The organism is Pseudomonas sp. DCB_AW, assembly GCF_026240895.1.
GTDB lineage: Bacteria > Pseudomonadota > Gammaproteobacteria > Pseudomonadales > Pseudomonadaceae > Aquipseudomonas > Aquipseudomonas kermanshahensis.
On the sequence record NZ_JAPFCE010000021.1, the window covers coordinates 22,915 to 36,214 of the forward strand.

Consider the following 13,300-nt stretch of genomic DNA (forward strand, 5'->3'; position numbering starts at 1 on the left):
TTCCCCAAACGGGCAGAAGGGGTGCAGACTGGATTCAATCTGCACGCTGCAAAGGAAAAGTTAGAGCTGTCCGAACTTTCCGTCTGCGTCCCATTTGTACATTACATAGGGAGACTCTTTGAGGTCGCCTTTTTCGTTCCAGCTCTTGGTGCCCAGAACAGTATCGACTGAGTGGCTTTTCAGCCATTCACTTGCCTTGTTGCCATCTGTAGTGCCGGTCGCGCTGAAAGCGGCGGCAAGCGCCTGCAAGGATGCATAGGAGAAAAGTGTGTAGCTCTCCGGTTCATACCCAGTGTCTCTAAATTCCTTAACGACAGCTTTACCTGTTTCCAGATTGCGTGGATCTGGGTAGAAGGTCATCAGCACGCCATCGGTGTACTTCTTGCCGCCAGCGGTGGTGACCAGTTGATCGGTTACCGTGCAGTCGGTGGTCACGAAGGGAATGGTGAGACCTTGTTCGCGCATCTGCCGTACCAAGGGGCCCGCCTCTGGGTGGCAGCCGCCGAAGTACACCACTTCGGCCTTCGACGAGCGGATTTTGGTGACGACTGCGTTGAAGTCCTTCTCACCCCGCGTCAGACCTTCATAAAGCACTGTCTCGACGCCTTCAGCCTTGAGTGCAGCCTTAGTGGTGTCTGCTACGCCTTGGCCGAAAGTATCCTTATCGTGAATGACCGCTACGGTTTTGGCTTTGAGGTTCTTTGCGATGTAGTCAGCGGCGACTTGTCCTTGTTGATCATCGCGACCGGCCATGCGGAAGACACCAACCAACCCTCGCTCGGTGATGCTTGGTGCTGAGGATGCGGGGGTAATGGAGACGATCTGTGCTTCGTCGTAGATTTCCGAGGCTGGAATTGTGGAGGAAGAGCAGTAGTGACCAATGACTGCAACTACTTTGGCGCTATCAACCATTTGGTTGGCTGCAGCGACTGCTTGCTTGGGTTCACATGCGTCATCGCCTTTGACCAGGGCGATCTGCTGACCGTTGATGCCGCCCTTGGCGTTGATGTCTTTGGCTGCTTGTTCTGCGCCTCGCCATATCTGCTCGCCGAAGGCAGCATTGGGGCCAGTCAGTGGGGCTCCGACACCAATTTTGATATCGGCCATGGCGGTCATGGAAAGGGCCATGGAAATGGCGGCGGGGAGTGCAACTGATGCCTTGAAGATCGTTTTCATGCTCTTGCCTCTTTATTATTTGCTTTGATGCTCATTCGGGCAGCGTGAGAGGTATCAATGACGATTCTCACTGGCCGGCCCAGTGTCGGCTTTGGCAGTTTGAGGTTTTAGATTTGGATCTTTTTGGTATTATTATTCTTGTGTGCTATTGGGCATCTTTTCTTGGTGTTTTTTTAATTGCTCCTGTGTGGTTTTTAGATTGGAAATTCCTGTTTTGGTAGTGTTGCGAGAAATTTCGCGCAATCAGCTCGGCTTTGTAGCTGATCATTTATCGCTCACTTTTTTGAATGCTAACGACGATCGAACTGTGCTGCTATCTACCTCGGATAGAGTTTTAAAAGCCCAGATTCCACTCCGTGGTAGGAGGATTAGGCTCAGCGAGTTCGGCACAGAGGAATTGGTTGCAGATGGGTAAGGTGGTCGCGAAATTTGACTCCCTGATCCGATCCAGGGAGTCATTCAGAGCTATTTGGCTTCGTCTAACCAGGTGACGGCGAATGCACTGGGAATCTGCTTGAGCTCAAGTAAATCGCAGTCTTGGGTGATGAAGATGGCGACAGATCGTTCACCGTGCTGTTTTTGCAGCACGCGTGGAGCCGAGAAAGCTGTGCCAACAGTCTGCATCAGCAGATCACGCTCAGGAGCGCAGATGAGCGTTTTGCATCGCAGGAGCTTTTCCCCTAGGTAGCCCGTGATGTTTTCTAGCCAATCAATGGCGTCACCTGGGTCTGGGTCGGTCAGCAGGGCTTGGTAGACATGAATACGAGGATGGGCGGCAGCGAGTACCAGCTTAAGTTGGGGGCGTGCGGTATCCGGGGGGCGCTGTGAGGAAGTCAGGAATGCCCTTTGACTGCGCACAGATGGAGATTCCTGCTCGATAATTACTGCGAAGGGGTTGATGCGCTGGACGGTGGCGCGAGCATCGATCAACGCTTGCTCAACAACTTCATCAATCTTTGTCAGCACTACCGTGTGCGCTGCGCTTAGCTGCGCTGCTACTGCATCAATCTGCGTCTGTCGTAGCGGAGGCCTGGCGCAGTCGTACGTGCAAATGATCGACACGGCCATTTGTAGATGAGCAAGGCCCGTCATGGTGCGCACTACTTCGCCTGGCATTGAGAGCCCGCTGCACTCCAAGATGATCCGCTCGAATGGAGGCAAATTCATTCGGGCTCTGGTTTCGATCAGGCTTAGCACTGTGCTAACCAGGTCATTGCCAAGACTGCAACAGACGCAGCCATTGCTCAGTGTTTCGATCACCATCCCATCAGCCGAATCCATGAGCACAGCGCCGTCAATGTTGACGGCCCCTGCGTCATTGACGATCACCGCCGTTCCGGTGCTGTCCTCTAACGTGTAGAGGAGGTGCTCCAGCAAGGTGGTTTTGCCGCTGCCCAGCGGCCCGGTCAAAATGAAGAAATCGATGCCCTTGGAAGGAGGAATCATGTGTGCCTCCTAAATGCTTGACCTGTGGTCGCTGCTCCAGGTTTCACCAACCATTTCTCTCACATCGGCGAGCAGTTCCTCGGTATCAAAAATGACGCCGCCCTTGATTGTGTAATCAAGGCAACGTTTGCGCTCGGCCACATTGGTGTCGTCATTAAGCCGGACGGCGCCAGTCCCGTAGAGAAGCTTGAAGTCGGCCATGGGATTTTGATTGTGAATGAGAATATCGGCTTCTTTGCCGACCTCCAGCGTACCGGTTTTGTGCTCAATACCCAGTAGTTCAGCGCCCTGCATAGTGGCTGCACGCAAGACCTCTTGCGGCGTGAAGCCTGCCTCCTGCAGGAGTTCGAGCTCGCGGATGTAGCCGAAGCCGTAAACCTGAAACATGAACCCGGAGTCACTGCCAGGGCACACTCGGCCTCCTCGATTTTTGTACTCATTCAGAAACTGCATCCAGATCCTGAAGCTTTCCTTCCATTCCAACTCGTTCTTGGTTGACCAGCGGAAAAAGTAGGCCCCGTGCCCACCACGTTGAGGTTGGAAGTAGTTCCAGGACGTGGCGTCGGTGTACTCCTCATGCCAATCGGCGCGGCGGGCGCGCATGACGTCACGGTTGCTGTCGTAGACGTTCATGGTCGGAACAAAGGTGTGGCCCGCTTCGAGGAATGCCTCAAGCACCTCATTCCATTTGCCGCTCCCGGGTTTTGTTGCCTGGAGGAACGTTTTGCCGGCGGTGGCGAAGCGTATGTATTCGTCGTTGTAGTTGTAGTCGTCGTCAATGAACTGGAGGGTGCTGCCTTCCATGAGCGCCTCGGGAAGGCCGTAAGAATGTTCCGTGCTGGTCAGTCCCCACATCGCTGTTTTTAGCGCGTTCATTCGCCCAACTGAGAGCTGAGCGTGATGGCAGCAAGTCTTGAGGCCGAGCTTTTTGCACTCGTCCAGAGCGGCTTCCATGATGGCCGGCGGAGATCCAAAAAACTTCACGCCACATGCGCCTTTCTCGCGAACCTGTCGCAGCCACTCACGCCCTTGCTCAGGGCTGTAGATCACCTTCAGGTAGTCGTTCACTGCAGGGAAGTAAACGTAAGGGTATAGGTTCGGGGCGCCGATGGCGTTATCGGCTGCTGCGCGTTGCTGTTCGCATGTCCAGGCAAGCCCGTTCATGCAGCCTGCTTCCCGCACGGATGTGACACCGTGAGCGAGCCAGAGCTTGTATACGTAATCTGCTGGGAGCATTTCTCCGCTTTCTGCGTGGAAGGGCGTACCAACATGGGCGTGGCAATCGATAAAGCCTGGCGTGGCGAATTTGCCATGGCAGTCAATTTCACGGGTGCCTTTGGCGGGGCGCCTGGCGGGATTTATCGGAAGCCCAGGAACGCCTACTGCCGCGATCTCAGTGATGATGCCATTTTCGATAACGATATCGGCAGGCCCCCAGGGCGGGGCTCCGGTGCCATCGATAACTGTGATGCCTCGAAGAACCAGTCGGACGAATGGCCCGGTACCGCGTTCATTGCTGGTGGCGGGTTTGACTTGGCCAAGACCTTTCTTGGCGAAGCCAGCGACCATTTCTTCGCCTACATCGATGGGGGTATCTGCGCTCGACTTCACGTTGTCTCCCATTATTCTAGTGAGCACTCAGCAACGGCTTTGTGCTGGAGCTATTGGAGCTGAGGGCTCAGCCAGCACGGTGTCGAGCCACTCAGGTTGGGACTGTGGCATTGGGCAGTCCCTAGGCAGATGGGCAGTAATCAAATTGGCCTGAATCGAATGTGCTGCTCAGGCTCGTGATGGGCTATCTCAGCTGCCCCGTTGGCGCGGCTTGAATGCACGGCTGGATCAATTGCCCTTCAATCATCCTAGCTGGGCGATGCCTCAGATTCTTAGTGTTTGGAGTGCAAATGGTTGAGTGGAAAATCCATTTCGAGGTAGGTGGAAATGTGTGAAATAGGATTTTCTTAGTCTGAATTCCTATTTTTGTGCGGTAGAAACGAGCCGTTCTCGGGCGCTCAATGATCGAACCCTACTACAACGACAAAAGGCGCGGCTTTCACAGAAAGCTCGAAGGGGATTTGAAAATGAGTGCAGTAAGCGTGGATGTAGGTCATGCAGTGGACGCGAATGCGATGCGGCGCAAAGCCATCATCGCCACTGTTCTAGGGAATGGATTCGAGTGGTTTGACTTCATGGTGTATGGCTTCTTCGCCATAATCATCGGGAAGTTATTTTTCCCTACCGGAGATGACTTAACGTCACTGATGCTATCGGCGGCGACCTTTGGTGTCGGTTTTTTAGTCCGGCCCATAGGTGGCGTTCTCATTGGTATCTACTCTGATCGTTATGGTCGCAAGGGTGCGCTGTCGCTCACCATCATTTTGATGGGTGTCGGCACCGCCATGATTGGCCTGGCGCCGACCTACGAACAGGCAGGTCTTTTGGCGCCGTGCATCATTGTCTTTGCTCGTCTGCTGCAGGGTGTTTCTGCAGGCGGTGAAATGGGGGCGGCTACTGCCTATCTCACCGAGCAGGCGCCAGAGGGCAAGAAGGCTTACTATTCCAGTTGGATTCAAACCAGTATCGGTTTTGCCGTGCTGCTGGGGGCTTGTTTCGGTACTGGTATCACCCTGGGTCTTAGTCCTGAAGAGGTTGAAAGCTGGGGGTGGCGGATTCCTTTCCTGTTCGGCATCTTGATCGGCCCGATCGGGTACTTCATCCGTCGAAATCTGCATGAGTCGCCCGTCTTTGAGGAGTCTTCGGATCTTACTGAGACGCCGCTGCGCGATGTGCTTCGTGATTACCCATGGCAAGCAGTTGCCAGCTTCTCCATGATCGTGCTGTGGACGGTGTGCATCTATGTGATCCTATTCTACATGCCCACCTATTCAGTGAAGGTGCTCAAGCTTCCTCAGTCGGCATCGTTCATTGCGGCAATGGTAGGGGGTGGCGTGATCACCCTATGCTCACCAATTACCGGTTGGATTTCTGACAAGATCGGACGCAAGTATCTGTTGGTGGGGGCTTCCGCGTCGATGCTGCTGCTGGCTTGGCCCATGTTCAACATGATCGCTAGCGCTCCATCGCTGTACACGCTGTGCGTGTTTCAGGCTGTATTCGGTGTGCTGATTGCGGTCTACACCGGCCCTATCTTGGCGGCTCTGTCCGAGACGTTCCCGGCCAAAGTGCTTTCCACTGGCCTGTCCCTGGCCTACAACCTCGCGGTGATGACTTTCGGTGGATTTGCCTCGCTGATTCTGACTTGGCTGATCAGTGCAACAGGCACCGTCACGGCGCCTGCCTTCTACGTAATGATTGCTGCTGCATTCAGCCTGGTGGGTGTCATGTTTGGCTATAGGCAGCCGGGCCGTCGATAACCGAGAAAATCCCAGGCCCTCGGTGAGTCAGGGGTTTGGGATTTTGATGCAGTCAAATGGGTTCAGCGCCAATTGTCGTTCCTTCTTAGGGGTGGAAAAGGGCGCTGCTACTTCCTATTTTGAGTGGGTAGAGCGGCGTCTGCTCTCGGCTTACAGTTGTTATCGTCCGTCGCTCTACCTCTATCAGCCGTTGTAGAGCGCCTCGTTGCAACCGTGCTGCTGATCGAGACCAGGCTTTTCCAAATGACAAAAAATAATCCTATCCCGTTCGACCTTAACCTCCTGTTGAGCCTGCGCTCAAAGCTTGAGGCGCAGACCTCGGCTGAGGTTCGATTTGATGCCGCCACTCGCGCCATCTATGCCTCTGAGGCTTCGAACTATCGTCAGTTGCCCATTGGTATCGTAATTCCGAGAAGCATTGCCGATATCGAGGCCACGGTTCGCCTCTGCCGTGAGGTCGGCATCCCCATTCTGCCGCGTGGTGCTGGCACTTCCATGTGTGGCCAGGCCGTGAACGCGGCAGTCGTTATCGACGCATCAAAGTACCTCCATGCCATCCATGAAATTAATCCTGAAAAGCGATTGGCTCGCGTTGAGCCTGGGGTGATTTGCGATCAGTTGAAAGGTGAGGCTGCGAAAGTCGGCCTTACATTCGGCCCAGATCCGGCAACGCATAGCCGTTGCACCTTGGGCGGGATGATCGGCAACAACTCCTGCGGTGCGCACTCAGTGATGGCGGGCAAAACCGTAGAGAACGTCGAGCGTTTGGAGGTGCTGACTTACGACGGTGAGCGTTTCTGGGTGGGGCCGACTGATGAGGCGGCTTATCAGGAGCATATTGAGGCTGGTGGCCGGCGGGCAGAGATCGTTCGGGCGCTGAAGGATTTGGTTGATCGTAACGAGGAGCAGATTCGACAGGGCTTCCCCAAACTCAAGCGTCGTGTGTCCGGCTACAACCTTGATCAGTTGCTGCCTGAAAACGGGTTCAACATTGCACGGGCGTTAGTGGGTGTCGAAGGAACCTGTGTGACCGTTCTGCAAGCCGAAACCATTCTGGTGAAGAATCCGACTCACCGGGTACTGGTGGTTCTGGGTTACGAAGAAATCTATTACGCTGCTGACTCAGTGCCGCAGCTGCTGCCTCTGAATCCGATTGCTATGGAAGGTCTGGACGACGGCATCATTGATGGTTTGAAAGTACGCGGTATGAAGCTGGCTGACATTGCCGAACTGCCAGCAGGTAATGCCTGGTTGATGATCGAGTTCGGTGCATTATCCACTGAAGAGGCAACGGCCTTTGCTCAGAAAGCAGTCGACATCGCTCCTGATTTGCCGGGGCGACCTAGTGTCCGATTGGTTACCGACTCAGGGTTGATGAATCGGATTTGGACAATACGCGAGACCGGCGCGTCTGCTACTTCGCTGGGCTTGGATCCGAACGAGCCTGATCCAGTTGTGGGTTGGGAGGATGCTGCAGTTGAGCCAGAACACCTGGGTAAATACCTGCGAGAATTCAAGAGCCTGGTCAGCAGCTATGGCTACAAGACAAATCTTTACGGTCACTTTGGTGACGGGTGCATTCACTCCCGTATCACGTTCGATTTGAAGTCTCGGGATGGCGTGGATAACTGGCGTGCGTTCTTGGATGAAGCGGCGCATCTGGTCGTACGGTACGGCGGATCGCTCTCTGGCGAGCATGGTGATGGGCAAGCTAAGGGTGAGTATCTGCGCATCATGTACTCGGACGAGATCATGAATGCCTTTGCAGAATTCAAGTCCATCTGGGATCCGCTGAACAAGATGAACCCAGGCAAGCTCATCCATGCCATGCCTGTCGATGCCAACCTGCGGTTGGGCCCGGATTACCAGCGCCGTGAAATCCCCAGTCAATTTACCTACGACGCACGGTTAGGTGACAAGGGCCTGGCCCGTGAAACCGAGCGCTGCATTGGGATGGGCAAGTGCCGCTCCCTCGATGGCGGCACCATGTGCCCGAGTTTCAGAGCAACCCGCGAGGAGAAATACTCCACCCGTGGCCGTGCGCGTTTGTTCTTCGAGCTTTTGAAGGGTGAGGTTATTGAGGATGCCTGGCAGAACGAGGAGGTAAAAGACTCCCTCGATCTTTGCCTTAGCTGCAAGGGCTGTAAAACGGACTGCCCAACCAATGTGAACATTGCCAGGTACAAGACGGAATTCCTCAGCCGTTATTACAGCGAAAAACGCCGCCCTGTGATGGACGCTATGATCGGGCGTATTGGTGAGTGGTTGCCTCATGCGACCAAGCTCTCGCCTGTCCTCAACTACGCTATGGGCAATCCGTTGGTGCGCACGGCTGGAGCCTATTTCGGGTTGGCACGGCAAGCCAAGTTTCCAAAGATCGCTTCCAAAAGCTTCCGAAGCACCGCCACCGCCAAGCGCATCCTGCAGAATGAAGGCATCAGGGCCGGTAACGATGTGCTCTTGTGGGTAGATAGCTTTAACAATGGCTTCACACCCAAGGTGCTTGAAGCAGGGGTAACCGTACTCGAAGCACTTGGCTTCACTGTGAAGTTGATGAAGCGGCACGTCTGCTGCGGACGGCCTTATTACGATGTCGGCATGATCGATGAGGCCAAATCTAATCTTGAACAGATCCTTACTCAGCTGGAGCCGGTGCTCCAAGACGGACTGCCCGTCATCGTACTGGAGCCAAGCTGTCTGTCTGTGTTCCGGGATGAGATGCCAGGCCTTTTCCCGAATGATCAGCGTGCCAAGCAGCTTGAGAAGTCGATCATGACCTTGAGCGAGTTCATCAAGAGCCGAGCTCTGGCGCTACCTTCCATCAACGAGGATGTGCGTATTCACGGTCATTGCCATCAGAAATCCTGTGGTGGAATGGGGGGAGAGCAGGGCGTTCTGGAGAAGCTGGGTGGCAAGGGGCAGGTCATCGCCGCTGGCTGTTGTGGCGTTGCAGGTGCGTACGCGTACCACAGCAAAACTGCTCCGATTGCGAAGATCATCGGTGAGAATGAGTTCAAGCCTCACATCGACAAGATTCCGCAGGAGGCAGCGGTAGTTGCGGATGGCTTCAGCTGTCGAGGGCAGATTCGAAATGTGAGCGGCAGGGAGGCAATGCATTTGGCGGAATACCTCGCAAAAATTCTGGGCTAGATGCGCCAGGGGCTGCATTCTCAAAGCGTTAGGCTGCTGTGGCCGTTACACCTAGGCAGCCCTCGAATGCAGTCGTATGTATTTTTTTGAGTGAGATAGGTAGGTCATGAAACTCGACGCAGCGATAGAAAACACAGTGCTACGCGAGGCCTCTGTAGTGGCGGGAGAAACCGCCATGGCTCGCGAAATTACCTGGGTTCACATCGTCGACCATCCTGAAATCACCAATTGGCTCAAGCCTGGCGAGCTACTGTTGACCACGGGCTACAACTGGCCCGTGGACGACGAAGAGTGTCGCGTCATGGTGCAGAGGCTGGCCGAAATCGGTTTGGCTGGCGTAGTACTGGCTGTCCCGCATTTCCGTGAGCATTTCACACAGGCAGCTATTGATGAAGCGAACCGATGTGACCTACCGCTGCTTGAGTTGCCGTGGGACATTCAGTTCAGCGAAATCATGCACGATGTGTTGGCACGTATCATCAATATCCAGGCCGAGACCATTCGCCGCTCAGACCATATTCACCGGACGCTGACTGAGGCAGCCCTTGAGGGGAACAACCTGGAGGGCTTGGCGAGAGCGTTGAAATCGGCTTTAGACAAGGATGCAACGGTCGTCTCCGTGGATGGGACTGTGTTGGGTGCGTCTGACTCCGCAGTTGACGAGGTGGCGGAGCGCGCCCTCATAAAGAAAATCACCGAGCTGGACACACTGGCCGGGTTCTTCGACTTCAGTACTGCAAAAGTCGTGACGGAGAGTGTAGGGCGGCCCCGATTAGGCGGTGCCATTAGGCTACGCGGCGAGGTGGTTGGTGTTGTCTGGTTGCACAGTGACGAGGGCGTTTTTGAGGAGCTGGAATCCCGTGCTCTCGAACATGCGGCGGTGATTGCAGCGCTTCATCTGGCCTACCAGCGTCAGCTATCAGATCAGGAGACCCGTCTGGGTTACGCATTCGTCGCAGGTCTGTTGGAGGGCAAGTTTTCCGCCACTCCAAGTGCGATAGAGCGAGCACAGGCATCTGGTTGGGGTGAAAACAGGGACTACAGAGTTTGCTTGGTGCTGCTGAATGAACCCATCCCGCTTTCTGTGGAAGGTTTCAATCGCCGCTCAAAAACGGCTGACCGAATTGCTCAGTCGATGCGCGGGCTGGGGATTGCTCCACTGGTGTCTGTGTCGCTGAATCAGATCAGTTTTCTGCTGCCGGCAGAGAACTCTCCAGACACGATTTGGAGGTCAGTGCGCACCGAGGGCAGTGCGATGGCTGTTAGTCGTGTGCATCAAGGCGTGACCGGTATGGCTCTGGGTGCAGAAGATGTATTCGCACTGGTACCACTGCTTAAACCGGGCAAGCTGCATGACTTCGATGAAGTTCTGTTCCCTCGGGCTCTGATGGGCGATGCGGATGCTCGACGCTTGCTGATGGAAAAGCTGATTGCGCCATTGGGTAATCCTAAGCGAGGCAATGCCCTGATTGAGACTGTGCTGACCTTGGCCAGGGAGGGCTTTCAACTGCTCAATACAGCCAAAGCATTGGAAATCCATATCAGCACCCTGCGATACCGGGTCGAGCGAATCGAGTCGATGCTGAACATCTCACTCGATAATCCAGATGACAAATTCAAGCTGCAGGTGGCTGCTCAGATGTATGTATTGGCAGCCGATGAAAAATGAGATTGCTTGGACACATGGCGCGACTTTAATGATGCGGTCGCACTGTGTTCGCAGGGGAGAGTTACCGTGACAAGGCGGGTTTTAAAGACCTCATGTGGGTTGCATCTGGTTTCTCAATCGGAAAGCACTCTTATTGATCCCATGGGTAAAGTGATTGAGCACGAGCTTGAGGATCTAGCCCGAAATGCAATCGGTCTGAAGCTGGCGGGACATCGCGTCGTGGTGGCGATCGGTGAACCTCCTACAACGAGAAATGATTTCCCTGGCAACCAGGTCTATCGAACCGGGTATGCAGCCATGGTGGTATCGCAGACAAAGCTGATGGCTGAATGGAAAAAATGCTTCGATGGCTGCAATGAGCTGTCGGCTCAAGTGCTGGTGGACGCGGTGGTCTTTCACAATAAACACAGGGCACAGCAGCTGGAGGGTGTTCTTACCGAACTGATCGATATGAGTGTCATCCCGGTGGTGGGGCTTAGCGCTGCAGGGAGGGGGGTTGGGAGCTCGTTATTGGATGCTTTCCTGGTAAACCTGTTGGATGTGAGGGGGAGTGGATCCCGTTCCAAGGTGGCAGTCTAAGGCCCGGTAAAGTAGGTAGCCTGATAGAGGGGGAGGAAAAAAATCTCTTCAATTTGTTCCTTGAGTAGGTAGTTCGGTGCTCGGCTCATCCGGTTCAATGACGACCGTTAAGACCCATGGATAGGGCCTGCCGGTCGCGCTACAGCCGATTAGTCAGTTACATGAATGTTTGCCTGCCTAATAATAACTCGAGGCTTGAATTGATGTCCCATGCTCCCCAGACGACCCATTCAGCGAATGCTGATGGTTCGAACCTCGCCACAGGGTTGAAACAGCGCCACGTCACGATGCTCTCCATTGCAGGTGTCATCGGTGCTGGTCTTTTTGTCGGCTCTGGCCATGCAATTGCTGCAGCCGGCCCAGCTGTCATCCTTTCCTACATGGCCGCCGGTACGCTCGTCGTATTGGTCATGCGCATGCTAGGGGAGATGGCTGTCGCTTCGCCTGATACCGGTTCGTTTTCCACCTACGCTAACAGAGCCATCGGCCCATGGGCTGGCTTCTCCATAGGCTGGCTTTACTGGTGGTTCTGGGTGCTTGTCATCCCGCTTGAGGCCATTGCGGCAGCCGCTATTCTAAACTCGTGGTTCCCAGGTATTGAAACGTGGGCATTTGCCTTGGCGATCACAGCCCTGCTTACAATCTCAAACCTGTTCAGTGTGGCCAAGTACGGAGAGTTCGAATTCTGGTTTGCGTTGTCAAAGGTTGTAGCCATCATGGCGTTCATCGTCCTGGCTGCCGTCGCTCTGGTAGGTGGTCTGCCAGGTCGGGAGGTTGATGGTTTCATCGCGACCATGAACGCGAATGGTGGTTTCGCTCCAAATGGCTATGGCCCGGTTCTCGGGGCATTGCTGACTACCATGTTCAGCTTCATGGGCACTGAGATCGTCACCATTGCAGCAGCAGAATCCAAGAACCCCTCGCAGCAGATCGCTCGGGCCACCAACTCGGTTATCTGGCGGATCGGCATTTTCTACGTCGTATCCATCTTCATGGTCGTCTCCATCGTTCCATGGAATGACGCTCAGCTATCGGTCGTGGGTTCATACCAGCGGGCCTTGGAGCTGCTGCAGATTCCTTACGCAAAGCTCATCGTTGATATCGTAGTGCTTGTAGCCGTAGCGAGCTGCCTTAACTCGGCAATCTACACCGCTTCTCGCATGCTCTTTGCGTTGGCTAAGCGGGGTGATGCCCCGCAGGGATTGAAAAAAACCACAGCTTCCAATGTGCCCCTCAAGGCCGTGTTGGCCAGTACTGCGATCGGCTTCCTCACAACTGCAATCAATTACTTCGCACCCGAGAAGGTCTTTGCCTTCCTGCTTGCAACCTCGGGTGCGGTAGCGCTCCTGGTTTATCTTGTCATCGCTGTTTCGCAGTTGCGTATGCGTAAGCAGTTGATCGCCAGTGGGCAGAAGCTCGACTTCAAAATGTGGCTCTATCCATGGTTGACCTGGCTGGTGATCATTTTCATCACCGGCGCGCTGGCTCTGATGTTGACGCTGCCAAAGCACACGGGTGAGGTGGCTGCTACTGCAGTGCTCGCAGCCGGGATCGTTGCCACTGGGCTGTACACCAAGCGTCGTTCCAAGGCAGCCTCTTGGTCTCGAAGGGCAGTAGTCGATCAGTAGTTCGATTGTCGAAGCTTATTCGATGCGGGGGTGATACCTAAGGTAGTCACCCCTTTTCTCATTCCGGTGCTTACGGCACCGCTGTGGCCCGACATCTATGTGCAGGATGCGGAGCGCCGTCATGATATGACCGCCGCGCTAGTCGAGTTTGAGCGATTACAGTGCACTTATCCGCTCTGAGCTATGCGGTATCGCTATTGCCCAAAGTCAGTGTGGCGCAGCGCGCCGACGTTGTATTGGCGACTCTCGCTGCCTTACGGCATCCCCGGTGCGCTTTATGT

Annotated in this window: 8 protein-coding genes; 5 read left to right on the top strand and 3 right to left on the bottom strand. The window is 54.7% G+C overall.

Annotated features, from left to right (window positions below; genetic code table 11):
• Window positions 1-60 precede the first annotated feature (60 nt).
• The 3 genes from OO306_RS13985 to OO306_RS13995 all read right to left on the bottom strand — a co-directional run bounded on the left by OO306_RS13985 (window position 61) and on the right by OO306_RS13995 (window position 4,233).
• Entirely contained in the window at window positions 61-1,176 is a 1,116-nt protein-coding gene (locus OO306_RS13985; protein ID WP_063427181.1) for a branched-chain amino acid ABC transporter substrate-binding protein, read from the bottom strand.
• Window positions 1,177-1,641: 465 nt separating this feature from the next.
• Window positions 1,642-2,622 (bottom strand): GTP-binding protein, encoded by a 981-nt coding sequence (locus OO306_RS13990; protein ID WP_265969082.1) that lies wholly within the window; start codon window positions 2,620-2,622, stop codon window positions 1,642-1,644.
• Between the two features lie 9 nt (window positions 2,623-2,631).
• Window positions 2,632-4,233, bottom strand: a complete 1,602-nt coding sequence (locus tag OO306_RS13995) for an amidohydrolase family protein (RefSeq protein WP_265969083.1) — start codon at window positions 4,231-4,233, stop codon at window positions 2,632-2,634.
• A gap of 515 nt (window positions 4,234-4,748) precedes the next feature.
• On the opposite strand from OO306_RS13995, the gene OO306_RS14000 reads away from it, so the two are divergent.
• From OO306_RS14000 to gabP, 5 genes are all read left to right on the top strand, one after another.
• A complete protein-coding gene (locus OO306_RS14000; protein WP_265969111.1) occupies window positions 4,749-5,993 on the top strand; it encodes an MFS transporter in 1,245 nt (414 codons plus the stop codon).
• A 243-nt stretch (window positions 5,994-6,236) separates the two neighbouring features.
• A complete protein-coding gene (locus OO306_RS14005; RefSeq protein ID WP_265969112.1) occupies window positions 6,237-9,143 on the top strand; it encodes an FAD-binding and (Fe-S)-binding domain-containing protein in 2,907 nt (968 codons plus the stop codon).
• A 106-nt stretch (window positions 9,144-9,249) separates the two neighbouring features.
• A complete protein-coding gene (locus OO306_RS14010; RefSeq protein ID WP_265969084.1) occupies window positions 9,250-10,812 on the top strand; it encodes a PucR family transcriptional regulator in 1,563 nt (520 codons plus the stop codon).
• 6 nt (window positions 10,813-10,818) lie between these two features.
• On the top strand, window positions 10,819-11,391 hold the full coding sequence (locus OO306_RS14015; RefSeq protein WP_265969085.1) for a hypothetical protein: 573 nt from the start codon (window positions 10,819-10,821) through the stop codon (window positions 11,389-11,391).
• A 203-nt stretch (window positions 11,392-11,594) separates the two neighbouring features.
• The gene (gene gabP, locus OO306_RS14020) at window positions 11,595-13,019 is read left to right on the top strand and encodes a GABA permease (RefSeq protein ID WP_265969086.1); all 1,425 of its coding nucleotides are present in this window, start codon (window positions 11,595-11,597) and stop codon (window positions 13,017-13,019) included.
• The last annotated feature ends 281 nt before the right edge of the window (window positions 13,020-13,300 follow it).

Coding starts and splice junctions, on each gene's coding strand:
- OO306_RS14005 (WP_265969112.1), top strand. CDS start 6,237: ATGACAAAAAATAATCCTATCCCGTTCGACCTTAACCTCCTGTTGAGC.
- OO306_RS14010 (WP_265969084.1), top strand. CDS start 9,250: ATGAAACTCGACGCAGCGATAGAAAACACAGTGCTACGCGAGGCCTCT.
- OO306_RS13990 (WP_265969082.1), bottom strand. CDS start 2,622: ATGATTCCTCCTTCCAAGGGCATCGATTTCTTCATTTTGACCGGGCCG.
- OO306_RS14000 (WP_265969111.1), top strand. CDS start 4,749: ATGCGGCGCAAAGCCATCATCGCCACTGTTCTAGGGAATGGATTCGAG.
- gabP (WP_265969086.1), top strand. CDS start 11,595: ATGTCCCATGCTCCCCAGACGACCCATTCAGCGAATGCTGATGGTTCG.
- OO306_RS13985 (WP_063427181.1), bottom strand. CDS start 1,176: ATGAAAACGATCTTCAAGGCATCAGTTGCACTCCCCGCCGCCATTTCC.